This is a genomic window from Streptomyces sp. NPDC059201 (assembly GCF_042754585.1).
Taxonomy (GTDB): domain Bacteria; phylum Actinomycetota; class Actinomycetes; order Streptomycetales; family Streptomycetaceae; genus Streptomyces.
Genome location: NZ_JBHZBB010000007.1, coordinates 432,921 through 459,919, shown reverse-complemented (window position 1 = coordinate 459,919; position 26,999 = coordinate 432,921). Strand labels below are relative to the sequence as shown.

At 73.4% G+C, this 26,999-nt stretch carries 26 protein-coding genes and 1 tRNA gene; 12 read left to right on the top strand and 15 right to left on the bottom strand.

The genetic code is table 11. The features are described from left to right. From ACFXMG_RS24460 to ACFXMG_RS24405, 12 genes are all read right to left on the bottom strand, one after another. A partial coding sequence (locus ACFXMG_RS24460) for an AMP-binding protein (protein WP_384902131.1) occupies window positions 1–791 on the bottom strand: 791 nt, incomplete at its 3' end. 343 nt (window positions 792–1,134) lie between these two features. After that, window positions 1,135–1,722 carry a SigE family RNA polymerase sigma factor gene (locus tag ACFXMG_RS24455; RefSeq protein ID WP_383814195.1) on the bottom strand — a complete coding sequence of 196 codons (588 nt, stop codon included), beginning with the start codon at window positions 1,720–1,722 and terminating at the stop codon, window positions 1,135–1,137. Window positions 1,723–1,944: 222 nt separating this feature from the next. After that, window positions 1,945–3,111 carry a lipid-transfer protein gene (locus tag ACFXMG_RS24450; RefSeq protein WP_383814197.1) on the bottom strand — a complete coding sequence of 389 codons (1,167 nt, stop codon included), beginning with the start codon at window positions 3,109–3,111 and terminating at the stop codon, window positions 1,945–1,947. Then, entirely contained in the window at window positions 3,108–3,521 is a 414-nt protein-coding gene (locus ACFXMG_RS24445) for a MaoC/PaaZ C-terminal domain-containing protein (RefSeq protein WP_383814549.1), read from the bottom strand. Before ACFXMG_RS24445 ends, ACFXMG_RS24450 begins: the two co-directional genes overlap by 4 nt. 5 nt (window positions 3,522–3,526) lie before the next feature. Continuing rightward, the gene (locus ACFXMG_RS24440; RefSeq protein WP_383814198.1) at window positions 3,527–4,591 is read right to left on the bottom strand and encodes an acyl-CoA dehydrogenase family protein; all 1,065 of its coding nucleotides are present in this window, start codon (window positions 4,589–4,591) and stop codon (window positions 3,527–3,529) included. A 1-nt stretch (window position 4,592) separates the two neighbouring features. Further along, window positions 4,593–5,567, bottom strand: coding sequence for a bifunctional MaoC family dehydratase N-terminal/OB-fold nucleic acid binding domain-containing protein (locus ACFXMG_RS24435; protein ID WP_383814199.1), 975 nt, complete (start codon window positions 5,565–5,567; stop codon window positions 4,593–4,595). Then, a complete protein-coding gene (locus ACFXMG_RS24430; RefSeq protein ID WP_383814201.1) occupies window positions 5,564–6,730 on the bottom strand; it encodes an acyl-CoA dehydrogenase family protein in 1,167 nt (388 codons plus the stop codon). The genes ACFXMG_RS24435 and ACFXMG_RS24430 overlap by 4 nt, the downstream gene beginning before the upstream one ends. A gap of 200 nt (window positions 6,731–6,930) precedes the next feature. Continuing rightward, entirely contained in the window at window positions 6,931–7,236 is a 306-nt protein-coding gene (locus tag ACFXMG_RS24425) for a hypothetical protein (RefSeq protein WP_383814203.1), read from the bottom strand. Window positions 7,237–7,645: 409 nt separating this feature from the next. Then, window positions 7,646–8,173, bottom strand: coding sequence for an O-acetyl-ADP-ribose deacetylase (locus ACFXMG_RS24420; RefSeq protein ID WP_383814205.1), 528 nt, complete (start codon window positions 8,171–8,173; stop codon window positions 7,646–7,648). An 80-nt stretch (window positions 8,174–8,253) separates the two neighbouring features. After that, window positions 8,254–8,661 (bottom strand): hypothetical protein, encoded by a 408-nt coding sequence (locus tag ACFXMG_RS24415; protein ID WP_383814207.1) that lies wholly within the window; start codon window positions 8,659–8,661, stop codon window positions 8,254–8,256. Window positions 8,662–8,745: 84 nt separating this feature from the next. Beyond that, window positions 8,746–8,832, bottom strand: a tRNA-Ser gene (locus ACFXMG_RS24410). A 152-nt stretch (window positions 8,833–8,984) separates the two neighbouring features. Beyond that, window positions 8,985–10,514, bottom strand: coding sequence for a S1C family serine protease (locus tag ACFXMG_RS24405; protein WP_383814209.1), 1,530 nt, complete (start codon window positions 10,512–10,514; stop codon window positions 8,985–8,987). Window positions 10,515–10,699: 185 nt separating this feature from the next. Between ACFXMG_RS24405 and ACFXMG_RS24400 the strand changes: the two genes are divergently transcribed. The 3 genes from ACFXMG_RS24400 to ACFXMG_RS24390 all read left to right on the top strand — a co-directional run bounded on the left by ACFXMG_RS24400 (window position 10,700) and on the right by ACFXMG_RS24390 (window position 13,474). Beyond that, the gene (locus ACFXMG_RS24400; protein ID WP_383814211.1) at window positions 10,700–11,539 is read left to right on the top strand and encodes a glycerophosphodiester phosphodiesterase; all 840 of its coding nucleotides are present in this window, start codon (window positions 10,700–10,702) and stop codon (window positions 11,537–11,539) included. Window positions 11,540–11,617: 78 nt separating this feature from the next. Next, the gene (locus tag ACFXMG_RS24395) at window positions 11,618–12,223 is read left to right on the top strand and encodes an ATP-binding protein (protein ID WP_383814213.1); all 606 of its coding nucleotides are present in this window, start codon (window positions 11,618–11,620) and stop codon (window positions 12,221–12,223) included. A gap of 273 nt (window positions 12,224–12,496) precedes the next feature. Next, a complete protein-coding gene (locus tag ACFXMG_RS24390; RefSeq protein ID WP_383814215.1) occupies window positions 12,497–13,474 on the top strand; it encodes a DUF5926 family protein in 978 nt (325 codons plus the stop codon). Window positions 13,475–13,692: 218 nt separating this feature from the next. On the opposite strand, the gene ACFXMG_RS24385 is transcribed toward ACFXMG_RS24390, so the two are convergent. Both ACFXMG_RS24385 and ACFXMG_RS24380 read right to left on the bottom strand, forming a co-directional pair. Next, the gene (locus ACFXMG_RS24385) at window positions 13,693–14,379 is read right to left on the bottom strand and encodes a hypothetical protein (protein ID WP_383814217.1); all 687 of its coding nucleotides are present in this window, start codon (window positions 14,377–14,379) and stop codon (window positions 13,693–13,695) included. 233 nt (window positions 14,380–14,612) lie between these two features. After that, the gene (locus ACFXMG_RS24380) at window positions 14,613–15,341 is read right to left on the bottom strand and encodes a bifunctional DNA primase/polymerase (protein WP_383814219.1); all 729 of its coding nucleotides are present in this window, start codon (window positions 15,339–15,341) and stop codon (window positions 14,613–14,615) included. Window positions 15,342–15,924: 583 nt separating this feature from the next. Here ACFXMG_RS24380 and ACFXMG_RS24375 point away from each other — a divergent pair. Together ACFXMG_RS24375 and ACFXMG_RS24370 are read left to right on the top strand one after the other, a co-directional pair. Beyond that, window positions 15,925–17,325, top strand: a complete 1,401-nt coding sequence (locus tag ACFXMG_RS24375) for a PP2C family protein-serine/threonine phosphatase (RefSeq protein ID WP_383814221.1) — start codon at window positions 15,925–15,927, stop codon at window positions 17,323–17,325. A 105-nt stretch (window positions 17,326–17,430) separates the two neighbouring features. Next, window positions 17,431–18,888 (top strand): aminopeptidase P family protein, encoded by a 1,458-nt coding sequence (locus ACFXMG_RS24370; RefSeq protein ID WP_383814223.1) that lies wholly within the window; start codon window positions 17,431–17,433, stop codon window positions 18,886–18,888. A gap of 58 nt (window positions 18,889–18,946) precedes the next feature. Here ACFXMG_RS24370 and ACFXMG_RS24365 read toward each other — a convergent pair whose 3' ends face one another. After that, entirely contained in the window at window positions 18,947–19,396 is a 450-nt protein-coding gene (locus ACFXMG_RS24365) for an ATP-binding protein (protein ID WP_383814224.1), read from the bottom strand. Window positions 19,397–19,600: 204 nt separating this feature from the next. Between ACFXMG_RS24365 and ACFXMG_RS24360 the strand changes: the two genes are divergently transcribed. The 7 genes from ACFXMG_RS24360 (at window position 19,601) to pheA (ending at window position 26,930) form a co-directional block, all read left to right on the top strand. After that, on the top strand, window positions 19,601–20,380 hold the full coding sequence (locus ACFXMG_RS24360; protein WP_383814226.1) for a hypothetical protein: 780 nt from the start codon (window positions 19,601–19,603) through the stop codon (window positions 20,378–20,380). Between the two features lie 146 nt (window positions 20,381–20,526). Then, entirely contained in the window at window positions 20,527–21,306 is a 780-nt protein-coding gene (locus ACFXMG_RS24355) for a YcnI family protein (RefSeq protein ID WP_383814228.1), read from the top strand. Between the two features lie 45 nt (window positions 21,307–21,351). Then, entirely contained in the window at window positions 21,352–22,083 is a 732-nt protein-coding gene (locus ACFXMG_RS24350) for an SCO family protein (protein ID WP_383814229.1), read from the top strand. Further along, a complete protein-coding gene (locus ACFXMG_RS24345; protein WP_383814231.1) occupies window positions 22,080–22,532 on the top strand; it encodes a copper chaperone PCu(A)C in 453 nt (150 codons plus the stop codon). Before ACFXMG_RS24350 ends, ACFXMG_RS24345 begins: the two co-directional genes overlap by 4 nt. Window positions 22,533–22,553: 21 nt before the next feature. Then, window positions 22,554–24,497 (top strand): copper resistance protein CopC, encoded by a 1,944-nt coding sequence (locus ACFXMG_RS24340; RefSeq protein WP_383814232.1) that lies wholly within the window; start codon window positions 22,554–22,556, stop codon window positions 24,495–24,497. Beyond that, window positions 24,498–25,832, top strand: a complete 1,335-nt coding sequence (gene efeB, locus ACFXMG_RS24335; protein WP_383814234.1) for an iron uptake transporter deferrochelatase/peroxidase subunit — start codon at window positions 24,498–24,500, stop codon at window positions 25,830–25,832. A 162-nt stretch (window positions 25,833–25,994) separates the two neighbouring features. Then, window positions 25,995–26,930 carry a prephenate dehydratase gene (gene pheA / locus ACFXMG_RS24330; RefSeq protein ID WP_351842765.1) on the top strand — a complete coding sequence of 312 codons (936 nt, stop codon included), beginning with the start codon at window positions 25,995–25,997 and terminating at the stop codon, window positions 26,928–26,930. Window positions 26,931–26,999 lie beyond the last annotated feature (69 nt).

The window sequence follows — 26,999 nt, the reverse complement described above, 5'->3', positions numbered from 1 at the left end:
GCCACATGGAACGGCCCCGGTACCTGAGGTAGGTACCGGGGCCGTTCTCGTACGACCACCGATGGTGGTCGTACCCCTTTAGGTTCACTGTCGTGGAACTGCGGGACCACGACCAGGGTCGTGTCCCGGTCGGTGAGGGCCATCGACTCGGCCATGTTCACCTGCATGGAGTGCAGGTAGATCGACCGGTGGGAGTAGACGACGCCCTTGGGGTCGCCGGTGGTGCCGGAGGTGTAGCACATGGCGGCGGCCGTGCGCTCGTCCAGCTCGGGCCAGTCGTACGTGGCCGGACGGCCGGCGATCAGCTCCTCGTACGCGTGGACGCGCGGGGCGGCGCCCTCCAGGAGGGAGAGGTCGCCGGGACCGGCGACGACGACGTGCTCGACCGTCGGCAGGTGCGGCAGGAGCGGGGCGAGGAGGGGGAGCAGCGAGCCGTTGACGAGGACGACCCGGTCGGCGGCGTGGTTGACGATGAAGACCAGCTGCTCGGGGGGAAGCCGCAGGTTGAGGGTGTGCAGGACGGCGCCCATGGACGGCAGGGCGAAGTACGCCTCGACGTGCTCGGCGTTGTTCCACATGAGCGTCGCCACCGGCTCGCCCGGCTGGACGCCCAGCTCGTCGCGGAGCGCGTTGGCGAGCTGGGCGGCGCGGTCGCCGATCTCGGCGTAGGTACGGCGCTGCGGCTCCGGCTCACCGGTCCAGGTCGTGACGGTGGACCCGCCGTGGACCCGCCGGCCGTGCTCGAGGATCCGGCTGATGGTGAGCTGTACGTCCTGCATGGTGCTGTACACGGGGCGTCCTCCCGGTGGGCGCTACGTGGCAGTAAGGATGTGCAGATTCTGCGCACGTACCGCGCGGTATGTCACTACCCGGGAGTACTGAAATTGCCAGTGATCACTGGCAGATGTCAACGATGAGCCCCGGGTGACGGCACCGCGCCCTCACCGGGGCACCGGGCGGGACGGCACCGCGCCCTCACCGGGGCACCGGGCGCGGGGCCGGGTCGGAGCCGGGCGCGGGGCCGGGTCGGAGCCGGGCGCGGGGCCGGGTCGGAGCAGGGCGCGGCACCAGGCAGGAGCCGCGTGCCTCACCCGGCGGGAGCCGGCGCCTCACCCGTCCGGCGGTCGGCCGGGGTCAGGCGGCGACGCCCGCGGTCAGTTCCGGGTCCTCGCGGAGGCGGCCCAGGGCGCGGGAGACCGCGCTCTTGACCGTGCCGACGGAGACCCCGAGCACCTCGGCGGTCTGGGCCTCGCTGAGGTCCTCGTAGTACCGCAGCACGACCATCTGCCGCTGCCGCTCGGGCAGCTTCATCACGGCGCGCCACATGGCGTCGTGGAGAACCTGGCGCTCGGCCGGGTCCGGCTCGGGCAGTCCGGCGGGCTCGGGCAGCTCGTCGCAGACGAACTCCTCGACCTTGCGCTTGCGCCACTGCGAGGTGCGGGTGTTGACCAGCGCCCGGCGCACGTACCCGTCGAGGGCCCGGTGGTCCTCGATCCGCTCCCAGGCCACGAAGGTCTTGGTGAGCGCGGTCTGGAGCAGGTCCTCCGCATCGCTCGGGTTCGCGGTGAGCGAGCGGGCGGTGCGCAGCAGCAGCGGCCCCCGCGCACTCACGAACGAGGAGAACGAGGGGTACGCGAACGGGCGCGGGCTCTGGCGCTGTACGGGCCGGGTGGCGACCGTCGAGGCGCCGGCGCAGACGGGGCCAAGGGGTGGCGGAGTCATGACTCCACGCTAGGAGCGGCGGGGTACCGCGCGGATCGGCCCCAGGTCCCGAACCGGGCTCCCCCTCAGGTCGGAGTCCCCGGGGTGCCCGCACCTCCTCTGGGTGGAGCCCCCGTCACCCCGGGGTCAGGGTCACCCATGGGAACCGAACCCTCCGTTTCCCCCTCCCTCCCGTCTTCCCGTCCGTCCTCCCACCCGTCCTCCCGTCCGTCCTCCCGCCCGTCAGGTGTCCGTCCCCAGGACCAGGCCCGAGGTCGGTACGCCGGTGCCGGCGGTGACCAGGGCGCGGGCCGCGCCGGGTATCTGGTTCACGGAGGTGCCCCGCAGTTGCCGGACCGCCTCCGCGATGCCGTTCATGCCGTGGAGGTACGCCTCGCCGAGCTGGCCTCCGTGGGTGTTGAGCGGCAGCGCGTCCGCCGCGACGAAGTCCCCGCCCTCGCCCGGCCCGCAGAAGCCGAACTCCTCCAGCTGCATGAGCACGAACGGGGTGAAGTGGTCGTAGAGGATGCCCACGTCGATGTCGGCCGGGCGGAGTCCCGAGGTCTGCCATAGCTGTCGCGCGACGACCCCCATCTCGGGCAGCCCGGTCAGCCCGTCCCGGTAGAAGCTGGTCATGGCCTCCTGCTTGCGCCCCGCGCCCTGGGCCGCCGCGAGGACGACGGCGGGCGGATGCCGCAGGTCGCGGGCGCGCTCGGGCGTGGTGACGACGATCGCCTGGCCGCCGTCGGTCTCCTGGCAGCAGTCGAGCAGGCGGAGCGGCTCCGCGATCCAGCGGGAGGCCGCGTGGTCGGCGAGGGTGATCGGCTTGCCGTGGAAGTAGGCGGCGGGGTTGTTCGCCGCGTGCCTGCGGTCGGTGACGGCGACGTGCCCGAAGACGTCCGGCGTGAGCCCGTAGGTGTGCAGATAGCGCTGGGCGGCCATGGCGACCCAGGAGGCGGGGGTGAGCAGCCCGAAGGGCAGCTGCCAGCCGAGCGCGGCGCCCTCGGCGGACGGCTCCCGCTGCTGCACGCCGGAGCCGAAGCGGCGCCCGGACCGCTCGTTGAAGGCCCGGTAGCAGACGACGACCTCGGCGACGCCCGCGGCGACGGCGAGCGCGGCCTGCTGGACGGTGGCGCAGGCGGCCCCGCCGCCGTAGTGGACGCGGGAGAAGAAGGACAGCTCGCCGATGCCGGCCGCCTGCGCGACGGTGATCTCCGGGTTGGTGTCCATGGTGAAGGTGACGAGCCCGTCCACGTCCCCGGGCGTGAGCCCGGCGTCGTCGAGGGCCGCGCGCACCGCCTCGACGGCGAGGGAGAGTTCGCTGCGGCCGGAGTCCTTGGAGAACTCGGTCGCGCCGATCCCGGCGATGGCGGCCCGCCCGCCGAGGGCGTCGGGGTGGCGCAGGCTCATCGGGTCACCTCCACGGTGACGGTGCCGGTGACGTGGTGGCCCAGCCCGTTGGCCCCGACGACGCGGACGAGCGCGGTGAAGGCGCCGTCGGGCCCCTCCGTCACGCCGGTGACGGTGCCGGTCAACGTCATGATGTCGCCCGGGTAGTTGGGGGCGCCGAGCCGGATGGCGACCTTGCGGAGCACCGCGCGCGGGCCGAAGTGGTCGGTGACGTACCGGCCGACGAGGCCATTGGTGGTGAGGATGTTCATGAAGACGTCCGGGGAGCCCTTCTCCCGGGCGGCCTCGGCGTCGTGGTGCACGTCCTGGTAGTCGCGGGAGGCGACGGCCCCGGCCACGATCAGCGTCCGGGTCACCGGGACCTCCAGCGGCGGCAGCACCTCCCCGGCCCTCGCCTCCGCCCGCTCCATGCGCTTCACGCCGGATCTCCCTTCGCGAGCAGGTCGCCCAGTTCGGCGAGGAGTTCGGTCCCGGCGCCCAGGTAGGCGTCGAGCTGGCGGCCCCACAGGAAGTGCCGGTGGACGGGGTGGTCGAGGTCGGCGCCCATGCCGCCGTGGAGGTGCTGGCCGCTGTGCACGACCCGCTTGCCCGCCTCGGACGCCCACCAGGCGGCGGTCAGCGCCGCCCCGGCGCAGTCGAGGCCCGCGTCGGACCGCCAGGCCGCCTCGTAGGCGGTGACGCGGATGGACTCGGTGTCCATGTAGGCGTCGGCTGCCCGCAGTTGTACCGCCTGTCGGGTGGCGAGCGGCCGCCCGAACTGTTCCCGTACGGAGGTGTACGCGACGGCCCGCGCCAGCGAACCGGCGCAGACGCCCGCCTGGAGTCCGGCGAACGCGGTCCGCGCGGCGGCGAGCACGTCCTCGTACGCCCCCTCGGCCACCTCCGCCGCCCCCGTCCCGGCCGCCTCCGCCCCGCCTCCGAGCCGCTCGGCGGGCGTCCGGTCGAGCACCAGCCGCGCCGCCGACCAGGGCGCGGTCAGCTCGACCGCCTCGACCCCGGCGTCCTCGGTCCGCACCAGCCACAGGGCGCGGTCCGCGTCCGGGACGAGCACATGGGTGGCGTCCCGCAGCCACGGCACCCAGCCGACGGTCCCGGTGAGCCGCCCGTCCCGCGCCGTGACCGCCCCGGTCGCCGGGAAGGCCCCGGTCGCGACGGCCGTGCCCTCGCCCAGGCCCGGCAGGAGGCGGGCGCGCTGCTCCTCGGTTCCGTGCCGGGCGACGGCGAGGATCCCGTACACCCCGGTCGCGGCGAGCGGCACCTGGGCCGTCACCCGGCCCTGCTCCTCCAGGAGGAGGACGAGGCCGAGCAGGCCGATCTCCTCGACGGCCGCGGGCAGTCCGGCCGCGCTCAGCGCCTTCCACAGCTCGGCGTCCGTGCCGGTGCCGGCGGCGGCGAGCCGCTCGTGCGTGGAGAGGTCGCCGAGGATCCGGGCGGCCAGCTCGCGCGCGGCCTCCTGCTCCTCGGTGGGCGTGAAGTCCATGTCAGCGCTCCCCTTCCGCGAGGTCCCGGTCGTCCACCGCGCGGTCCACGGCGCGGAAGACGGGCAGCTCCAGCTCCTCGTCGACCCGCTGGAACTCCAGCCGGACCGGCATCCCGATCCGCACCTTGTCGTACGGCACCCCCACCACGTTCCCGATGATCCGGACGCCCTCGGCCAGTTCGATCAGCCCGACCGCGTAGGGCGGGTCGAAGGCGGGGAAGGGCGGATGGTGCATGACCACGTACGAGTAGACGCTCCCCTCGCCGCTCGCCTCGACGGTGTCCCACTCCGGCGCCCCGCAGTCGTTGCACCCCGGCAGCCAGGGGAAGCGGAGGGTCCCGCACTCCGTGCACCGCTGGATCAGCAGCCGGTGCGCGGCGACGCCCTCCCAGAACCCGGCGTTGTCCCGGTTGATCACCGGCCGGGGCCGCCGGGGCCGGTCCTGGGCCTTCGCGGGGCGCGCGGCGGGCGCGTACTTCAGGATGCGGAAGCGGTGGGTGCCGGCGAGCTCGCCGCCCGCCCGCACGTCCATCCGGGTGGTCACGAAGTGGCCGGTGCCGAGCTTGGTGGTCTTGCGCGGCGAGACGGACTCGACGACGGCGTCGAAGGTGATCTCGTCGCCGGGCCGGAGCGGCCGCAGGTACTCCTGCTCGCAGTCGGTGGCGACCACCGAGGTGTACCCCGCCCCGTCGAGGAGGCCGAGCAGCTCCCCGTACGCCTCCGAGCGGTCCTCGTGCCCGGAGAGGCCGCCCATCGTCCACGCCTGGAGCATGGTCGGCGGCGCCACCGCGTCCGGCCCCCGGTACGCCGGGTGCGCGTCCCCCATCGCCTCGCACCAGTGCCGGATCATCGGCAGGTTCACCGCGTCCTTGCCCCGCCCCGCGGTGGCCGCCGGCCGCCCCTCGTACGCCTTCAGCCGCTCGTACAGCCCGTCCCGCGCCGTACTCGGCGGCGCGCCCTGTGCCTCCCCGCTCATCGCCGTCCCCTTCCCCGCATACCGAGCCGTGCCCGCGCGACGATCTCCCGCTGCACCTCGCTCACCCCTCCCCCGAAGGTGTTGATCTGGGCGGCGCGGTTCATGCGCTCCAGCTCGCCGCCGTCCCGCTCCCCCGGCGATCCCGCTCGCACCGTCCCCGCGTCACCCGCGATCTCCTGACATATTCGATACACCTCCACCGCCGATTCGGTTCCCGCGAACTTCACGCCGCTGGCGTCCCCGGGGGTCAGCCGGCCGGCCCCCACATCCCCCACCAGACGCCAGTTGAGCAGGCGCGTTGCCGCCAGCCGGGCATGCGCCTCGGCCGCTCGGATCCGCACCCACGGCTCGTCAATCCGGCGCCGCCCGGTCACCGGATCGGGTGTGCGGGCGCGGTCGAGGGCGGCGGCGAAGAAGTCCTCCGCCTGCATGCCGATCGCGGCCAGCGCGACCCGCTCGTGGTTGAGCTGGTTGGTGATCAGCCCCCAGCCGCCGTTCTCCTCCCCGACGAGGTTCCCGGCCGGGACCTGGATCCCGTCGTAGTAGGTCGCGGTGGTGGTGAGCCCGCCGACGGTCTCGATCGGGGTCCAGGAGAAGCCCGGGGCGTCGGTGGGGACGAGGAGGATGGAGATGCCCTGGTGCGGGGGCGCCTCGGGGTCGGTGCGGCAGGCGAGCCAGATCCAGTCGGCGTTCTGCGCGTTGGAGGTGAAGATCTTCTGCCCGTCGACGACCCAGGAGTCGCCGTCGCGCACCGCGCGGGTACGGAGCGAGGCCAGGTCCGTACCCGCCTCGGGCTCGCTGTAGCCGATGGCGAAGACGCACTCCCCGCGCAGGATCCGCGGCAGGAAGGCGGCCTTCTGCTCCTCGGTGCCGTACCGCATGAGGGTCGGGCCGACGGTGTTGAGGGTGACCATCGAGACGGGGGCGCCGGCCCGGTACGCCTCGTCGAAGAAGACGAACTGCTCGTCGGAGCCGCGCCCCTGGCCGCCGTATTCCTCCGGCCAGCCGAGCCCCAGCAGCCCGTCGGCGCCGATCCGCCGCAGCAACCGGCGCTGGGCGGCGCCGTCGGTCGCCGGGGGCGGGCCCTCGGGCATCGTCTCGCGGAAGTACGCGCGGAGTTCGGCGCGCAGCCGGAGCTGCCGCTCGGTCGGGGCGAGGTGCACGGGACGGCCTCCCGGAGGGGACGGACGAAGGTTTCTGACTGTCCGTCAGATCCGGTCGCCCTGTCAAGGCACTCTCCACCGGAACGGCGGGGCGTCCTCGCGAAAACGCGAGGCGGCCCGTGCGGAGGTACCGAAGTACCGCCGCACGGGCCGCCGTTCACACCGCGGTCACGCCCCCTCGGGCCGTCCCCGTGGTGCCGTCACCACCAGGGGGTGAAGTTGACGACGTTGTTCGACTGGGAGATGTGGGTGAAGGCGGAGCCGTTCACGCTCGCCGTGTTGTTCTGGTTGGAGGCACCGGAGCCGGTCGCCACCTGCTGCGTGGTGGTCGAGTTGCCGTTGTTGTCGCCACCCACGCCGCTGCCGATGATGGTGGCGACGCTCGTGTTCGATCCGTCGTCCGCGAAACCGCCGTTGTCGGCCTGGGCCACCCCGCCGAAGAGGGCTGCGGCGAGCGGCAGGGCGGCGGCGACGGCGACGATGCGGGCGGTACGGATGCTTGCCATGTCTGTTCCTCCGGGAACTGAAGCCAGTCTGCTGTGCACGGAATTGCTGATCACTGAAGGAAGGCCGTGAACTCCGGCCCTGACCAGGGAAGTTGGCCGACCCCCTGGTCGTTTTCTGCTCGACGTCGCGAATCCAGAATTGCCCACCGAATCCCCGACGAACCACACCGGAGGGTCCGATTCCCCCGCAAGCGTGAGGACAAGCCGATAAACCCTTCGTAGCCGAGAAACCCCCAGCTCACGGCGGAAGGCGAGGGCGGGAGAGCCCTCGAACCGTTGCGCCGCAAGGGAGGAAGCGTTCCGCCAGAACCCCCGGCAAAACGGACTGGAGCGGGGCGAGGGCAGGCCACCCCACCCCGAACACAAACAGAAAAAAGGAAAAGAATTTCGAGTCCGCCGAGAACTCCGCTCAGCCCTCGGCGGCGACCGCGGCCTCGAAGGCGGCGTACGCGGTCGCGTCGAAGAGCACGAACCGCACCTCCTCGACGCCCGTGCCCTCCACACCGGCCCGCCGGACCGCCTCGACCGCGATCCGCGCGCCGTCGTCGATCGGCCAGCCGTAGATCCCCGTGGAGACGGCCGGGAAGGCGACCGTACGGTCCCCCGCCTCCTCGGCCACCCTGAGGGACTCCCGGTAGCAGGAGGCCAGCAGCGCGGAACGGTCCTCGTCCGCCGACCAGACCGGGCCCACGGTGTGGATCACGTGCCGCGCGGGCAGCCGCCCCGCCGTGGTCGCGACCGCCTTCCCGGTCGGCAGCCCCTTGCCGTAGTGCGAGCGGCGGAGGTCCTGGCAGGCGGCGAGGATCTCCGGCCCGCCCTTCCGGTGGATGGCCCCGTCGACGCCACCGCCCCCGAGCAGGGAGGAGTTCGCCGCGTTGACCACCGCGTCCACCGCCTCGGCGGTGATGTCCCCCTGGACGAGCACGATCCTGACCACGACAGCCCTCCGTCTCCGCCACACCGGCCACACGGCCCCAGACCATCATCCCGCCACGGCCCCGCCACGGCCCGCCCGCGCTACGCGCCCGCCGGCTCCTCGGCGGCGGCCACGACCACCTGGTAGGCGTCCTCGTAGAGGATCCGGCCGGGATCCGAGGACTCCAGGCGCCGGCACTCGACGCCATGGGCGGCGAGCAGCTCCAGATACCCGTCCACGCGCGCGATGAGCTCGTGCGCGGACGCCTTGAACCAGGCCACCGCGCCGGGGTGCACGGCGGGGTCGTACACGGAGGGGTCGACGTGCGTCGGATTCGGGTAGTGGGCGTCGTACCAGTCGTTCCCGGCCCGCCAGAAGCGGTACTGCTCCTCGCTCAACCTGCCCTGTGCCGCCAGCTCGTTGGCGAGGACGAAGACCCCGGGAAAGTGCCCCCGCGGATGCCTGACCACCCCCTGGAACCGGACGAACACCCCTCGCTCCCCGGCCACGCGCCCTCCCCGCAACTCCCACACCGTCCAGGAACGACCGAGAGCCCCCGCCCGGTCTCGCCGGCCGGAGGCTCTCGCTCACCGCGGTGGGTGTGGGATTTGAACCCACGGAGACATCGCTGCCTCGACGGTTTTCAAGACCGTTCCCTTAGGCCGCTCGGGCAACCCACCCTTGCTCCGGACCGCTTGGGACGGAGCGGGCTACAGCGTACCGGGTCGTGCGCGCCCGACGTCGTCGCGCTCTCCGTCCCCGCTCACCGTTCCCGCCCTCCACGCGCGCGTCCCGCACGCGCGCGTGGTCGTGTGCGTGGTCGTGTGCGTGGTCAGCTGTCGCCAGTGCGCTCGCCGAGGACGACCGTCGTCGTGGCGGTCTTGCCGTCGCGCTCGTAGGTGATCTTCACCGAGTCGCCGGGCTTGTGGGTCCAGATCTCGCTGATGAGGGACGGGCCGCTGTCGATCGGGTGGTCCCCGAAGCCCGTGATCACGTCGCCGGGCCGCAGGCCCGCCTTGGCCGCGGGGCCGCTCGGGGTCACCGACTCGGTGCCGCCCGCGCCCTGCTCGGCGATCCTCGCGCCCTCGCCCTTGTCGTTCATGTTCACGGTCGCGCCGATCACCGGGTAGACCGGCTTGCCGGTCTTGATCAGCTGCTCGGCCACCACCTTCGCCTGGTTGACCGGGATCGCGAAGCCGAGGCCGATGGAGCCCGCCTGGGACTGGCCGTAGCCGCCGCCGGTGGACTGGATCGCGGAGTTGATGCCGATCACCGCGCCGGCCGCGTCCAGGAGCGGACCGCCCGAGTTGCCCGGGTTGATCGACGCGTCCGTCTGAAGGGCGCTCATGTACGAGTTGCTGCCGCCGCCGTCGCCCGAGGCCACCGGGCGGTTCTTGGCGCTGATGATGCCGGTCGTCACCGTGTTGGAGAGGCCGAAGGGCGCGCCGATCGCGATCGTCGAGTCGCCGACCGCCACCTTGTCGGAGTCGCCCAGCGGCAGCGGCTTCAGCCCCTTCGGGGCCTCCTTCAGCTTGATCACGGCCACGTCGTAGCCCTCGGCCCGGCCGACGACCTCGGCGTCGTACGACCTGCCGTCCGAGAAGGTCACGGAGAGCGTGCCGCCCTCCGCCGCCGACGCCACCACGTGGTTGTTGGTGACGATGTGGCCCTCCTGGTCGTAGACGAACCCGGTGCCGGTGCCGCCCTCGCCCTGCACGTCGCCCGACTTGGCCTGGATGGTGACCACGCTCGGCAGCGCCTTCGCGGCGACCGCCGCGACCGTGCCCGGCTCCCTCTTGAAGGAGGCGGGCGCCTCGCCCGAGGAGACCGTCGTCGAGGCCCTGTCCCCGCCCTCGCGCTGGGCGGCCCAGTAGCCGATGCCGCCACCGATGCCACCGGCGACGAGCGCCGCCACCAGGACCGCCGCGACGAGACCGCCGGTGCGCTTGCGCGGCGCGGCCGCGGCCGCGTCCCCGGGCATCGCCGGGACCGGCTGGCCCCACGCCGGTACGGCCGGAGGCGCCGGCGGCCAGCCACCGCCCCCGGCACCCGCCACGGCGGGCTCGGGAGCATGCGCGGGCGCGGGCGCGTGTGCGGCGTGTGCCGGGGCGGGCTCCGGAGCCGGAGTCGGCGGTACGGAGGGGGCCGGGGGCTGCGCCGTGGGCTGGACCTGCGGCTGGACCGGCGGCTCGATCGGCGGCTGGATCTGGGTCGGGGCCTCCGACGCGGGCGTCCCGGCCGGCTGCGCCGCCGACTCGCCGCTCGGCGCGGCGGGCGGCGTGGCGGGGACGGGAGGCGTGGCGGGGGCGGACGGGGCAGTCGGGTCCGCCGGAACCTCGGTGCCCTCGTTCTCGGTGCTCACAGCTCGCTCTCCTCGTTCACAGCGCGGGGACGGTGACTCGCTCCAGGGTGCTGGACACAGCTTTTCCCACCAGGCGTCAGGCCACGGTAAGGCGGAGCTGTGCGTCCGCACCCCATTCTTTATAACCGGGCAGAACGGACAGGTTTCATGTGCCCGGGCCACCCCGCCAATGGCACCATGACGCGGTGACCCACGCACGGCAGCAACCGCACCCCGGCCCCGTCCAGGTCGTCGCCCACCGAGGGGCCTCCGAGGACGCGCCGGAACACACCCTGGCCGCCTATGTGAAAGCCATCGAGGACGGCGCCGACGCCCTGGAGTGCGACGTACGGCTCACGGCCGACGGACACCTCGTCTGCGTCCACGACCGCCGTGTCGACCGTACCTCGAACGGCCGCGGCGCCGTCTCGGCGCTCGAACTCGCCGACCTCGCGGCGCTGGACTTCGGCGCCTGGAAGGCGTTCAAGGAAGACCAGGAGTCCGGCGGCCCGGGCGAGAGCCCCGACTGGGGCGACCCCGAGTACACCTCGGTCCTCACCCTGGAACGGCTCCTGGAGCTGGTCTCCGACGCCGGGCGGCGGGTCGAGCTCGCCATCGAGACCAAGCACCCCACCCGCTGGGCGGGCCAGGTCGAGGACCGGCTCCTCGCGCTCCTGAAGCGTTTCGGCCTGCACGCGCCCGTGGCGGCCGAGGAGTCCCCGGTACGGATCATGAGCTTCTCGGCCCGCTCCCTGCACCGGATCTCCACCGCGGCGCCGACGCTCCCGACGGTCTCCCTCGCCCAGTTCGTCACCCCTCGCCTGCGCGACGGGCGGCTCCCCGCGGGCGCGCGCGTGGCGGGGCCGTCCATCCGGATCGTCCGTCACCATCCGGCCGTCATCCTGCGCCTCCAGAAGGCCGGTCACCAGGTCCACGTCTGGACGGTGGACGATCCGGAGGACGTCGAGCTCTGCCTGCGGCTCGGGGTCGACGCGATCATCACCAACCGCCCCAAGCAGGTCCTCAAGCACCTCGGGCGCACCTGAGCCACGCCCCCGGACGCCCCCGAGGGGGCGGCCACGGGGTGTGCACCGGCGCGTTCGGCGCGTACGCGATCGTCACTTGTGCTCCACCCCACCCGGAACAGGCGGTTTCCGGTCGCGGTCGCCGGGGCATCCACACGGTGGCGTGGGGCGAAGGAGGTCTCGGGGGTGGCGTTGGTGGTGGCACAGAAGGTGCCCACGTCGTCGAGCATGGCCGTACCCCATGGCCCTGCGGGCGTGGGGGAAGCGCGACACCGGATGCGGGACGAGCTGTACCGCAGCGGGGTGTCGGAATCGGTCGTCGACGACGCGGTCCTGATCCTGTCCGAACTGCTCAGCAACGCCTGCCGGCACGGCAGGCCGCTGGGCCGGGGCGACCGGGGCGAAGGCGACGTGCTGGCGGCCTGGCGGCTGGATCCGTCGGGCGGGCTCACGGTCGAGGTGACGGACGGAGGCGGTCCCACGAGACCCGTCCCGTCGACACCGTCGGTCACGGCACGCGGCGGACGCGGGCTCAACATCATCGGTGCCCTGGCCCAGGACTGGGGCGTGCGCGACAGCGCCGCGGGCGAGGTCACGGTCTGGGTGATCGTCACGGAGGGCCACCGCCGCGAGGACTTCGCGGCACGGGTCGGCGCCGGCGGCTCCGGCTTCGACCTCCTCGACGCCTACGACGATCTGGACTGACGGCCTGGACGGACGCCACCGGCTCCCGGCCCGGCGGCGCCCGGACTCGGCGGTTACGGCTCCGATCCCGGCCGCCCGCGCCGCGGAGCCCGTACCCGATGCGTACCCGTCCCGACTCGTACCCGTCCCGTCCCGGGCCCGGCACGGTTCCGGACAGGTGCCGGGCGGGCGGAGCGCGTCGTCGGGTGGTCGTGGCACGGCTGAGCTCCCGGGGGCGTCCGGGCGGCTAGGCTCGCGCCCGACACAGCACCGCGATCGGGAGAAAGCCACACCATGGCCAAGAAGCGCCCCCAGACGAAGGCCGGCAAGAGCGGCCAGGCACAGGTCACGAACGGGGAGATCCCGGTCGTCGGCGCGCGCGAGCCGTGCCCGTGCGGTTCGGGCCGCCGCTACAAGGCGTGTCACGGCCGGGCCGCCGCGCACGCCGTGACCGAGCACGTCCAGCGCCCCTTCGAGGGCCTGCCCGGCGAGTGCGACCTGGTCGCGCTGCGCGAGCTGGTGCCCGCCGCCACCGTGCCGCTCACCCTCAAGGGCGGTCTGCCCGAGGGCGTGCCGTCGGTGACGCTCGCGACGGTCCTGCCGATGGCCTGGCCCGCGCTCCGCCGCGACGACGGCTCCGTCCTCCTCGCCCTCCAGAACGACGGCACCTCCGGCGACCTGGCCCGCGATCTGGCCGACACGCTCCAGCGCGCGCTGGAGACCGAGCCCGGCAACCCGGTGCCGCCGCGCCGCGTCGACCCCGAGGGCCCGCGCCTCCAGGACCTGCTCGACACGGACGCCCCGTTCGTGCCCGAGGTCCACACCGGCTTCGAGTTCTGGATCCCGCAGTCGGCGGACGGCGCCGAGCCCGAGGTCGCCGCCTCCCTGGAGCGGGCCAACGCCGCCGCGATCCCCACGGTGAAGCTGGACTCGGTCGACGCCGCCTACTGGTGCGAGACCCCGGACAAGAACCACCTGCGCTGGGTCATGCCGTACCCGGAGGAGAAGCTCCTCGACGCGCTCGCCCGCCTCCAGGCCGCCGGCACCACCTCGCTCGGCCAGGACACCCGTCTCGTCGGCTCCTTCCGCGCCCACGGCCTGATGGTCCCGGTGTGGGACCTGCCGTCGGCGATGACCGCCGAGGAGTGCGAGAAGCCCGCCGCCGAGTTCGCCGGGCGGCTGGCCGAGGCGCTCGCCGTGGACACCCCGCTGACCGCCGAGGAGCGCCGGGCGCGCGGCGGCCTCACGAACCGTCAGGTGACTCTCAGCTGATACCCCAGGTGGTATCGGTGACTGACAGACCGACCAGTCGGTGACTTCCGCCACAGCGGAACCTACGGAGCGGTAAATCCCTGTCCGAATAACCGAGATCGAATTTGCGAACAGCAGATCTCTTGTTACCGTTCTGGAAGCCCGGTCGCTGGTGCATCCCCCGTCGCCAGCGACCGGGCGTTTCCATGCCCGCCCCGCCCTCGCGCCGGGGCCGCTTCTCAACTCGCTTCGTCGTCGGCCGTGTTGCTGCCCGACCGGAGCAGCAGCGGCGCATCGCCGCCCTCGTCCTTCCCCGCGAATTCCGCCACGGCCGTGTGCGAACGGGCCGGTCCCGTCCCCGGTTCCCTCGGCGTCTCGCAGGTCTCGGGCTCGTCCCACGCGGGCACCGCGCAGCGCACCTGCACCGTCCTGCCGGCGGGCGCCATGAGGGTCAGAATCGCGTCGATCTCCCGGCCGGTGGCGTTGCGGTAGTACGTCCGCGCCCACACGTCCGGCCCCTCGGCGAGGACACAGGTCTGCGCCTCGACCCCCTCGGGAGAGGCGACTTCGGGCCCACAACGGCTGACCCGCTCGGGTGCACCGGCAGGGGCCGTGGCGGCGGCCGGGGCCTTGGCGGGGACCGCGGCGCGCTCCTCCGGCGCCGGTGCCGTCGGAGAGGGGCGGACGCCCGCTTCGGTACGGGCCTCCCGGCCGAGCCCCAGGTCGCTCAACAGCTCCCCGGCCACTCCGTCGCCGCCCGCCTCCGCGTCCACCGGCTTCGGTGCCGACACCGTCGTCGGAGGCGGCGACGAGGAGGACGTGTCGTCCGTCTGACCGGCCTTCGCGGCGAAGGGGACCAGGACGGCGAGCACGACGGCGGTGCCGAGGCCGGCCATGCGGAGTTGCGCCGGGCTCAGCCGACTCATGCGACCCACCTGCTCTGTTCGGGGACCGGTCCGGGAGCGGAACGATCAAGGGCGGTGGGGCGAACCTACCGGCGCCGGACGGGCGCCCGGCGGGCCGCGCGCCCGATTCCCTTGCGCGTCGGCCCAGGACACACCCGTTCGGGTGAACGGCGACATACGACCGAGCCACCCGCCACGCGCGCGTGGGCCCCTCGAAGCACGGCCCCCTCAGCCCGTGGCCCCCGCCAGTCCGCTCAGTACGCGAGTCGGCTTCCGCCGCCCGGGGTGGCCGTGCTCGCCGCGACCAGGGCGTCGACGACCGCCTCCACGTCCGGCAGCCACGGTCGGGCCGAGCCGGCGAGCGGTGCCCGCTCCCAGCGGACCTGTCCCGTGCCGGCCGTGGACGGCGGCAGCAACAGATAGCCGCCCTCTCCATGGAAGCGCAGCGAACTGGGCACGCTGTCCTTCGCGTACAGCAGCTCGCCGAGCCGTTCGAGGCCGTACGGGGCGACCAGGATCGACCAGCGGGTCGGCGTCGCCACCACCGGGCCGAGGCGCATGCCCATCGCGTCGAGGTCCCGCAGGGCGCGGGCGCCCGCGAGGGCCGGGAGGCTCACCGCGCACGGGGCGCGGCCGCCGGTGGCCAGCACGATCGGGGCGTCCGGGCGCCGGGTCCACCACGAGCGGATCATCCGCTCGTCGGTGGTGGCGGCCAGGAGGCCGGGGTCGAAGGGGTGGGCGCCGGGGACCACGCAGCCGGCGTCGGGGCAGGCGCACACCGGCCCGCCCCCACCGGTTCCGGGCTTCGCCCGCAGGCCGCCACGGCCCGAGGTCTTCGTCGTAGCGGCGGGCTCGGTCAGTCCCGCTCCCGGCAGTACGGGCCAGTCCCACTCGACCGCGAAGGTGACCGCCGCGTCCTGCCGTGCGGTCCTCGCCTTGCGCCGGAGCCGGAGCCTGCGTCGCCTTCCGAGGATCTCGCGCATGAGCGCTCGTTCCTTTCCGTTGAACGCCGAATCCACATCACACCATGTGCAGATCTCTTCACCGTGCGTATCAGCGCGTACAGCGTCGGCGGTGCGTCGCCCCGCTCGGGGGCGGGGCCGGCCGGAACGGGGCCGGGTCACAGTCAGGTCGAAGCCGGTTCAGAACACGATCCCCGCCACGCGGGGACGGGCTGCGGCCTGCGGCACGTACGACGCCGGGGTTCCGCTTCTCGATCCCGGGGCGCTGTCAACTGCCCCTGCCTGTCATCGATTACGTACCCCACACGCTCAGAATGACGCGCTTTCAAACGACGCCAGTCGACCGCAAATGGTGCACACCGAGGGCAATTTTCAGCCAACTTCCAGCCCACTTCAACCCCTGCGCACGACCTCCTGGAACGCCACCCGGACACCACAAGTCCCACGGGGACAATGCTGGACATCGCTCCTCGGGTGCGTGTACATGTGGAGAGATCGAGCGGTGCCCAATGACATGGGGGTTTGCGATGCCATGGCGTGAAACGCACCGGTCGGAAAGCCGACCGCGATGAGCTCCCCACAGCTGCCGAAGCACCTTGCGAAAGTGGCCGGAATCGATTCAGCGGTTCCCGCTCCACCGCACACTAAGGCGCCCCTCGCGGGCGTCCCCGCCGCCGCGGGCCCGGCCGACGCGGCCCCCGCGCCCGGCGCACTGATCACGGACCGCCTCGCCGGCTGGGTCTCCGACCTCACCACCCTCCACGAATTCACCGAGCGGCTCATCAGGACCGCCACCCTCGACGAGGCCCTCCACGAAGTCCTCGGCGCGGGAGCCGCCCTCGTGGGCGCCCGCCGCGGCATGGCCGTCCTCGAACCCGCCGACGGCCTCGGCCCCACCGCCACCATCGGCCTCGGCCTCGCCCACGCCGACCTCGGCACCATCGAGACCGTCCCCCGCGGCGCCAGCAGCTACGGCCGCCTCCTCGACGGGCTCCCCGACCCGGCGGACCCGCACGGACCCGCCCGCGTCCCCGAACCCATCGCCATCCACGACGTGCGCACCGAGGAGGGACTCGACCCCCGCCACCGCGAGGTCGCCGCCCGCCTCGGCTACGCCGCCAGCTACGCCCTCCCCCTCGCCACCGAGGAGGCCGGCCGGATCGGCGCCGGCGTCTGGCTCTACGACGAACCGGCCGCGCCCACCGACCGCCAGCGCCACCTCATCGGCCTCTACGGCCGCTTCGCCACCGAGCACCTCGCCCGCCTCCTCCAGATCGAGCGGGCCCGCGTCCAGGTCGCCACCGTCGCCGAGGAGCTGCTCCCGAGCCGGCTCCCCCGCGTCCCCGGGGTCCGGCTCGCCGCCCGCCACCGCACCGGACCCCGGGGCGGCGGCGACTGGTACGACGCGCTGCCGCTGCCCGAGGGCGCGCTCGGGCTCTCGGTCGGCTCCGTCTCCGGCACCGGGCCGAGCGCGCTCGCCGCCATGGGCCGGCTGCGCGCCTCGCTGCGCGCGTACGCCGTGATGGAGGGCGAGGACCCGGTCGCCGTCCTCTCCGACCTGGAGCTGCTGCTCCGGCTCACCGAACCGGCCCGCTCGGCCACCGCCCTCTTCGCCTACGCCGAGCCCGCCCGCCGCCGGCTCGTCCTGGCCGGCGCCGGGCACGCCCCGCCGCTGCTCATCGGCGAGCGCCGCACCGAGTACGTGGAGACCTCGCTCTCCGCCCCGCTGGGGATGCTCTCCTGCTGGGAGGCGCCCAGCGTCGAGCTGTCGCCCGCGCCCGGAGAAACGGTGCTGCTCTACACGGACGGGCTGCTGCGGCGTACCGGCGATCCCATCGACCGGGCCTTCGCCCGGCTCCACGCGGCCGCCGCGAGCGTGCCCGCGGCGGACCGGAAGGACCCGGGCGCCCTCGCCGACCACGTGCTGCGGACCGTGCTCCCGGACGGGCTCGACCCGGCGACCGAGGGCGAGGACGTCGTGCTGCTCGCCGCCCGATTCGACTGAGCGCACGGGGTGACCCCCCGGTAACAGGTCCTCCTGCCCTGGGCCCCCTTCCGTACGACCGTACGATGGAGGGGGTTCAGTGTCGTACCAAGAGGAGGCAGACCCGTGGCCGAAGAGCTCACGCCGGAGACCCCGGACGAGGCCGAAGAGCCGATCAAGCAGCGGAAGAACGGCCTGTACCAGGGCGTGTCCGACGAGCTCGCCGAGAACATGAAGTCCGGCTGGGCCGACACGGAGCTGACCGGCCTCGCGCCGATCCCGCAGGCCGACCGGACCGCCGAGCGCCGCGCCGCGCTCTCCGCCCGCTTCCCGGGCGAGCGCCTGGTGATCCCGGCCGGCAACCTGAAGACCCGGTCGAACGACACCGAGTACGGCTTCCGCGCCTCCACCGAGTACGCGTACCTCACCGGCGACCAGACGCACGACGGCGTCCTCGTCCTGGAGCCGACGAAGACCGGCCACGAGGCCACGATCTACCTGCTCCCGCGCTCGGACCGCGAGAACGGCGAGTTCTGGCTCGACGGCATGGGCGAGCTGTGGGTCGGCCGCCGCCACTCCCTCGCCGAGGCGGAGCAGCTGCTCGGCATCCCGGCGAAGGACGTGCGCGAGCTCGCCGCCGCCCTCACCGAGGCCACCGGCCCGGTCCGCGCCGTGCGCGGCCACGACGCCGGCATCGAGACCGCCCTCACCGACAAGGTGACCGCCGAGCGCGACGAGGAGCTGCGGGTCTTCCTCTCCGAGGCCCGCCTGGTCAAGGACGACTTCGAGATCGCCGAGCTGGAGAAGGCGTGCGCCTCCACCGCCCGCGGCTTCGAGGACGTCGTGAAGGTCCTCGACAAGGCCGAGGCCACCAGCGAGCGCTACATCGAGGGCACCTTCTTCCTGCGCGCCCGCGTCGAGGGCAACGACGTCGGCTACGGCTCCATCTGCGCCGCCGGCCCGCACGCCTGCACCCTCCACTGGGTGCGCAACGACGGCGCGGTCCGCTCCGGCGACCTGCTCCTGCTGGACGCCGGCGTCGAGACCACCGAGCTGTACACCGCCGACGTCACCCGCACCCTGCCGATCAACGGCCGGTACACGGACATCCAGCGCAAGATCTACGACGCCGTGTACGAGGCGCAGGAGGCGGGCATCGCCGCGGTGAAGCCCGGCGCCGCCTACCGCGACTTCCACGACGCCGCCCAGCGCGTGCTCGCCGAGAAGCTCGTCGAGTGGGGCCTCGTCGAGGGCCCGGCCGAGCGCGTCCTGGAGCTGGGCCTCCAGCGCCGCTGGACCCTGCACGGCACCGGCCACATGCTCGGCATGGACGTCCACGACTGCGCCGCCGCGCGCACCGAGGCGTACGTCGACACCACGCTGGAGCCGGGCATGTGCCTGACCGTCGAGCCGGGGCTCTACTTCCAGGCCGACGACCTGACCGTGCCGGAGGAGTACCGCGGCATCGGCGTCCGGATCGAGGACGACATCCTCGTCACCGAGGACGGCAACCGGAACCTGTCGGACCAGCTGCCGCGCCGCTCCGACGAGGTCGAGGCGTGGATGGCGGCCCTGAAGGGCTGACCCCTCCGCCGTGTGGAGAGGGCCCCCGCCGGATTCCGGCGGGGGCCTTCCGCGCGTCTCAGGCCAGCAGGAGGGACGGGCTGTCCTTCCACTTCAGGATCTTGTCGAAGCTGACCACCGCGCCGCCGCGGCCCGAACGCCCGAAGTGGACGTGGTCGGAGAGCTCCTCGATCAGCCTCAGCCCGCGCCCGCTCTCGGCGTCCGGACGGGCCGTCGGGGCCGGTGCCACCGCCGCCCCGGGGAAGCCGGGACCGGCGTCGGCGACCTCGATCCGGCAGGTCTCGCCGTCGAGGAAGGCCGTCACCCGGTACGCCTCCGAGCCGCGGCCCGCGGCGTCGCCGCCCCCGTGCTCGACCGCGTTGGCACACGCCTCGGTCAGGGCCACCGACAGCTCGTAGGACACGTCGGGATCGACCCCGGCCGTCTCCATGGTGCCGAGGAACAGGCGCCGGGCGAGCGGCACGCTCGCGGCCTCGCGCCGCAGATGGAGTGACCACCAGATGCTCATGCTCCAGCCTCCCGGCAGCGGCTCGACATACCCCTAGCTATTGCCGCGTACGGCGGTCCGTAAGCGCCGGAAAGCGTCAAGAGCGCCCGTTCGGCGGACGCGAGGGGCCCCGGAGCCGGTGTATGTCCGCTCGAACACCCCCAAGAACGACCTTGCGGACCTGCCTCATGGAGGCGGGTGCCCTGGTGCGATGATGGGGCCGCCATGTCTGCCCCCGCGCTCGCTCCACGCCTGCTGAGGGCCGCGGTGTTCACCGCGGTCTGCGTCGTGCTGTCCGCGCTGGGACACGCCCTCGCCGCCTGTGCGGGCATCGCCGTGTGGACCCTCCTCGTCGGCTTCCTCGCCGTCTTCGGGGTCACGGTCCTGCTCACCGGCCGCGAGCGCTCCCTCGGCTTCGTCGTCGCCGCCCTCACGGGCGGACAGCTCGGCCTCCACCTGCTCTTCGGCCTCGGCCAGCGCCAGCTCACCCTGAGCGCCCAGGCCGACGACTCGCTCGTACGGATGGCCGCCAAGCTCGTCTGCGGGGCGGGCGCCGCCTCCCTGACGCCCGGCGATGCCGCCGGGATCCTGAGCCGCGCCGGCATCGACCCGGCCGCCGCGCACGCCCACGCGGGCCTGCACGGGGCCGGTGCGGCGCCCGCCGACGCCCTGCTGCCGAGCCTGCCGATGCTCCTCGGGCACCTGCTCGCCGCCCTGGTGGCCGGCTGGCTGCTGCGCCGGGGCGACCTCGCCCTGGTCCGGCTCGTCGAGCTCTCCGAGCAGCGCGCGACCGAGCTCGCCGAGGGCACGCTGGTGCGCTCCCTGCGCGCGGCGCTCCGGCTCGTACGGAACCTGCTCGCCGGCCTGGCGGCGCTGGCCCCGGCCGGTCCGCGCGGCCGGCTCCGTACCGCCTTCGACGCCTCGCCGCCACCGGTGGCCGGGGCACTCCAGCACACGGTGATCCGCCGCGGTCCTCCGGCCGCCGCCTGCGTCCTCGCAGCCTGACGCGGTCCGCTCCACCAGGGGGCGGGGCCGCGCCGTCCGCACCCGTCCGCCCGGGTCCGCCCGTGGCCCCGGTGTGCAGGACCGGACCGCCTTCCCTCCTCCGGGGTTCCCTCCGCGGGCCCCTTCACCGAGCCGGAGTGTCTTCCATGAACCTGTCCCGCGTCGCCCTCGCCGCCGGCACCGCCGCCGCCTCCGTCGTCCTCCTCTCGGGCACGGCGTTCGCCCACGTCAGCGTGCAGCCCGAGGGCGAGGCCGCCCAGGGCGGCTACGCGACCGTGAACATCAAGGTCCCGAACGAGCGCGACAACGCCTCCACCGTGAAGCTGGAGGTCAGCTTCCCGCTCGACCACCCGCTCGCCTCCGTCATGCCGCAGCCCGTCCCGGGCTGGAAGGCCGTCGTCACCAAGTCCAAGCTGGACAAGCCGCTGACGCTGCACGGCAAGCAGATCAACGAGGCCGTCTCCAAGGTCACCTGGACCGCGGACGGCTCCAAGATCGGCCCCGGCCAGTTCCAGCAGTTCCCGCTCTCCCTCGGCCAGCTGCCGGAGAACACCGACCAGCTCGTCCTCAAGGCCATCCAGACCTACGACAACGACGAGGTCGTGCGCTGGATCGAGGAGCAGAAGGGCGCCGAGGAGCCCCAGAACCCGGCCCCCGTCCTGAAGCTCTCGGCCGCCGGCGAGGACCACCACGGCGGCGCCGCCACCTCCGCCGCGCCCACCGCCTCGGCCACCGCGTCCGCCACGGCCTCCGCCTCGGGTGACGCGAAGGCCGGTCACGAGGGCTCGGACGGCGACCACGCCACCGAGACCGCCTCGGCCTCCTCCACCGACACCACGGCCCGCGTCCTCGGCGTCGCCGGCATCCTCGTCGGCATCGCCGGTGTCGCCTTCGGCGTCCTCGCCGGCCGCCGCCGCTCGGCCTGACCCGCACGGCCAGGCACCTCCAGCACTCCGAAAGACAGTCATCTGATGTCCACAGAGAAGACGTCCCCGTCGCAGAGCGGCGGGGACGGCACCACCGGCCGCCCCGGGCGGCGCACCCCGGTGATCATCGCCGCCGTCGCGATCGTCGCCGCCCTCGGCATCATCGCCGCGGTCGGCCTCGGCGACGACGACAAGAAGGACACCTCCTCCGGCGTCGTCCAGATCGAGGGCGGCACCGACCAGAACCAGGCCGCCACCGTCCTCGACCGGCCCTTCACCAAGCCCGACCTCGTCCTCACCGACACCAAGGGCGAGCCGTACGACCTGCGCGAGCGCACCAAGGGCAAGCCGACGCTCATCTACTTCGGCTACACCCACTGCCCCGACGTGTGCCCGCTGACGATGAGCAACATCGCCGTCGCCAAGAAGCAGCTCCCCAAGGCCGACCAGGACAAGCTCCAGGTCGTCTTCGTCACCACCGACCCCGAGCGGGACACGGTCGCCTCGCTGGCCAAGTGGCTGCCGGCCGCAGGCGACGCGTCCTTCACCGGGCTCACCGGCGACTTCTCGAAGATCCAGGCCGCCGCCCGCTCCATCGGCATCGGCATCGACCCGCCGAAGAAGGAGAAGGACGGCACCGTCGTCTCCATGCACGGCGCCCAGGTCGTCGCCTTCTCCCCCACCACCGACCAGGGCTACGTCCTGTACGGGGAGGACACGACGGTCGACGCGTACGCCAAGGATCTGCCGAAGCTCATCAAGGGGGAGAACCCGTGACCCGCCGCACCACCGCCCTGTCCGCCGCCGTGGCGCTCGCCGCCGCTCTCGCGCTCACCGGGTGCTCGTCCGGCAGCGGAAAGCCCGAGCTGAAGGTCAGCGGCGCGTACATGCCCCAGCCCGTGATGGACATGGCGGGCGGCTTCCTCACCATCCAGAACACCGGTGACACCGCCGACAAGCTGACCTCGGTCACCAGCCCGCTCTCGGACGACGTCACCATGCACGAGACGAAGAACCAGAAGATGCAGATGGTGAAGGCGTTCGACATCCCCGCCGACGGAGAGCTCAAGCTGGAGCGGGGCGGCAACCACATCATGTTCATGGCACTGAAGAACAAGCCGAAGCAGGGCGACAAGGTCAGCGTCGAGCTGCACTTCGAGAAGGCCGACCCGATCAAGGTCGAGCTCCCCGTCGAGGCCGCCACCCACAACCCGCAGCAGCACTGAGCTCGTTGACGGAGTGACACTGTGACGACACCCACCGCCCCGCGCCTCGGCACCGCCCTGGCCCGGCTGCTCGTTCTCGCGGCCGCGCTCCTGGGCGTGCTCCTCGCCGGCGCCGCCCCCGCCTCCGCGCACGCGGCGCTGACGGGGAGCGACCCGAAGGACGGGGCGGTGGTCGCCACCGCCCCCAAGGAGGTCGGCCTCACCTTCTCGGAACAGGTCGCGATGAGCCCCGACTCGATCCGGGTCCTCGACCCTGCGGGCCGGCGCGCCGACACCGGCGAGATCATCGACCTGTGCAGCGGCGCCGTCGTCAAGTACGGCGTGGCGCTGCGGGCCGGTCTGCCGGACGGCACCTATACCGTCGCCTGGCAGACCGTCTCCGCCGACAGCCACCCCATCGCCGGGGCCTTCACCTTCTCCATCGGCGCCCCCTCCGCCACCTCGGTCGCGCTGCCCGAGCAGGCGGCCGGCGGCGGGGTCGTCGGCGCCCTCTACGGAACCGCGCGCTACCTGTCGTACGCGGCCTTCGCCGTCCTCGTCGGCGGCGGCGCCTTCGTGCTGCTGTGCTGGCCGCGCGGGGCGAGCGTCCGGCCCGTGCAGCAGACGGTCGTACGGGGCTGGCTCACCCTCACCGGCGCCACCCTGGTCATGCTGCTGCTGCGCGGCCCGTACACCGGCTCCGGCAAGCTCGCCGACGCCTTCGACCTGGCCGGGCTCCAGGCCGTGCTCCAGACCAAGACCGGGGCCGCGCTCACCTCCCGGCTGCTGCTGCTCGGCGCGGCCGCCCTCTTCGTCGCCGTCCTCTTCGGCGCGTACGCCCGGCGCACCGACCCGAAGGAGCGCAAGGACCTCACCTTCGGGCTGGGTCTCGGCGGCACCGTGGTCGCCGCGGGCATCGCCGGCACCTGGGCGCTTGCCGAGCACGCCTCCACCGGCATCCAGCCCGGCATCGCCATGCCGGTCGACATCCTGCACCTCCTCGCGGTCGCCGCCTGGCTCGGCGGCCTCACCACCCTGCTTGTCGCCCTCTACCGGGCGCCCTCCGTGGAGCGGGCGGCGGTCGAGAGCTTCTCCCGGGTCGCCTTCGTCTCGGTCCTCGTCCTGGTGGCCACCGGCATCTACCAGTCCTGGCGCCAGGTCGGCTCCTGGTCCGCCCTCACCGGCACCCGGTACGGACAGCTGCTCCTGGTGAAGATCGGCCTGATGGCCGTCCTCGTCGGTATCGCCTGGATATCCCGCCGCTGGACCCAGCGCCTGGCCGAACGGACGCCGGCGGTCGCCGAGAAGGAAGACGGCCTTCAGGAAGACGGCCTTCAGGAGGACGAGCCTCAGGAAGGCGTTCAGGAGGACGAGCCTCAGGAGGACCTTCAGGAGGAGCCGGACGCCGAGCGGGCCGCGCAGCTCGCCCGGCAGCGGGCGGCCGTGGCCACCGCCCGGCGGAAGAAGGCGCGCGACGCGGATCCCGAGCGGACCGGGCTGCGCCGCTCGGTCCTGACCGAAGCCGCCGTTGCCGTCGTCCTGCTCGCCGTGACCACCGTCCTCACCTCCACCGAGCCCGGCCGCACCGAGGAGGAGGCCGCCCGGAACGGCGGCACGACCGCCGGCTCGGCCGCGGTGCCCGACCGTCCGGTCGACATCCGGCTCCCGTTCGACACGGGCGGCGTGGACGGCAAGGGGATCGTCCGGCTCAGCCTCGACCCGGGCCGCACCGGCGCCAACGCCCTGCACCTCTTCGTGGAGCGCCCCAACGGCAAGCCGCTGGACGTCCCCGAGATCAAGGTGAACCTCACCCTGGAGGAGAAGGGCGTCGGCCCGCTGCCCGTCGCCCCCGACCGGATCCAGACCGGCCACTGGAGCGCGAGCGGCGTCCAGCTCCCGCTGCCCGGCGAATGGCGGATCCAGGTGACGGTCCGTACCTCCGAGATCGACCAGACCACCATCGAGAAGAACGTCAAGATCGGCTGAATGCCCGTGAGCAACCCCGTGACCGGCCCCGCGTCCGACGGCACCTCCGCCCCCGCTTCCGACGGCGCCTCCGACAGCGGCCACCTCGACATCTCCCGGCGCCGGCTGCTCGGCACCGTCGGCGCGGCGGGCGCGGCCGGCCTGGTCGTCGGCGCTGCCGGCGGTGCCGGGATCGCGGCGGCCGTCTCGGACGACGGCTCCGCGACGCCCGGGGCGGGCGGCTCCCGCGCCCTCGCCTCGGTGGGCTCCACCGAGGTGATGTTTCACGGGAAACATCAGCCCGGGATCACCACCCCGCTCCAGTCGCGGGGCCACCTCGTCGCCTTCGACCTCGCGCCGGGCTCCGGGCGCAAGGAGGCCGCCGCGCTGCTGCGCCGCTGGTCGGCGACGGCGCGCACGCTGATGGCCGGGGAAATCCCGTCCGGGGACACCGGGATCGCGCTGGACGCGGGCCCGTCCTCCCTCACGGTCACCTTCGGCTTCGGCCGTACCTTCTTCGACCGGACCGGGCTGACCGCCCGGCGCCCCACGCAGCTCGACCCGCTGCCCGCCTTCTCCTCCGACGCGGTCGACCCGAAGCGCTCGGAGGGCGATCTGTGGGTGCAGATCGGGGCGGACGACGCCTTGGTCGCCTTCCACGCGCTGCGCGCGCTCCAGAAGGAGACCGGGGACGCGGCCCGGGTGCGCTGGCAGATGAACGGCTTCAACCGCTCCGCCGGGGCGACCGCCCGCCCGATGACGGCCCGGAACCTGATGGGCCAGGTCGACGGCACCAACAACCCGAAGACCACCGATGCCGACTTCGACCGGCGGATCTTCGTCCCCGCCGGGGCGAGCGGCGCCCAGGACTGGATGGCGGGCGGCTCCTACGCGGTCGTGCGCCGGATCCGGATGCTCCTGGACGACTGGGAGGGGCTGCCGAAGGAGAGGCAGGAGAAGGTCATCGGCCGCCGCAAGGCGGACGGCGCCCCGCTCTCCGGCGGCTCGGAGACCACCCCGCTGGACCTGAACAAGATGGGCTCGGACGGGAAGCTCGTCATCCCCGACAACGCCCACGCCCGGATCTCCGCCCCCGAACAGAACGGCGGTGCGGCGATGCTGCGCCGGCCCTTCTCCTTCCACGACGGGATCGGCGCGGACGGCACCCCGGACGCGGGACTCCTCTTCGTCTGCTGGCAGGCCGACCCGCTGCGCGCCTTCGTGCCGGTGCAGCGCAAGCTCGACCGGGGCGACGCGCTGTCCGCGTTCATCCGGCACGAGTCCAGCGGCCTCTTCGCCGTCCCGGGCGGAGCCGCCGAGGGCGAGTACGTCGGCCAGCGCCTGCTGGAGGGCTGAAGCCCGCCACGAGCCGGGGACCAGGGCCCACGGCCGACCGGGGACCAAGGCCCACGTCTGGCCGGAGACGAAGGCCCGCGGCCGGCCCGGGACCGGAGCCGACGGGTGTTTGAGGGCTGAGACGAGAGGGGCGGGGGCGGCTGTCCGCATTAGGGTGACGGTATGTCCGCCACCCGGTACACCTACCTCGGCCCCGAAGGCACGTTCACGGAGGCCGCGCTGCGGAGCCTGCCCGAGGCCGCCACGCGGGAGCTGGTCCCCATGGTCTCCGTCCCGGCCGCGCTCGACGCCGTACGGAACGGGGAGGCGGCCGCCGCGCTCGTCCCGATCGAGAACTCGGTCGAGGGCGGCGTCACGGCGACCCTCGACGAGCTGGCCTCGGGCGAGCCGCTGATGATCTACCGCGAGGTGCTCCTGCCGATCGCCTTCGCCCTGCTGGTGCGCCCCGGGACCGCGCTGTCGGACGTCAAGACGGTGACGGGTCACCCGGTGGCCCAGCCGCAGGTGCGCAACTGGCTGCGCAAGCACCTTCCGGAGGCGGTGTGGGAGTCGGCCGCCTCCAACGCGGACGGCGCCCGGCTGGTGCAGGAGGGGCGGTTCGACGCGGCCTTCGCGGGTGAGTTCGCGGCGGCGACGTACGGCCTGGAGGCACTGGTCAAGGAGATCCACGACGCGGAGAACGCGGAGACGCGCTTCGTGCTCGTGGGTCGGCCGGCCCGGCCGGCGGCGCCGACCGGCGCGGACAAGACCTCGGTGGTGCTGTGGCTGGGTGACGATCATCCGGGTGCCCTTCTGGAACTCCTCCAGGAGTTCGCGGTGCGTGGGGTGAACCTGATGCTGATCCAGTCCCGGCCGACGGGGGCGGGGATCGGGAACTACTGCTTCGCCGTGGACGCCGAGGGCCATGTCTCGGACCGGCGGGTCGGCGAGGCGCTGATGGGTCTGAAGCGGATCTGCCCGCAGGTGCGCTTCCTCGGCTCGTATCCGCGGGCAGGTGCGTCCCGCGCGGACGTCAGGCCGCTGCGGCGGGGGACCTCGGACGAGGAGTTCACGGCTGCCTCCGACTGGCTGGCGAGGGCCCAGGACGGCAGGGCCTGACCGCGATAGTGACCGAACGGCGCCGTTCGTGCGTTCGTTCGTCCACAGGCAGGCTTCATTAGTCCTACC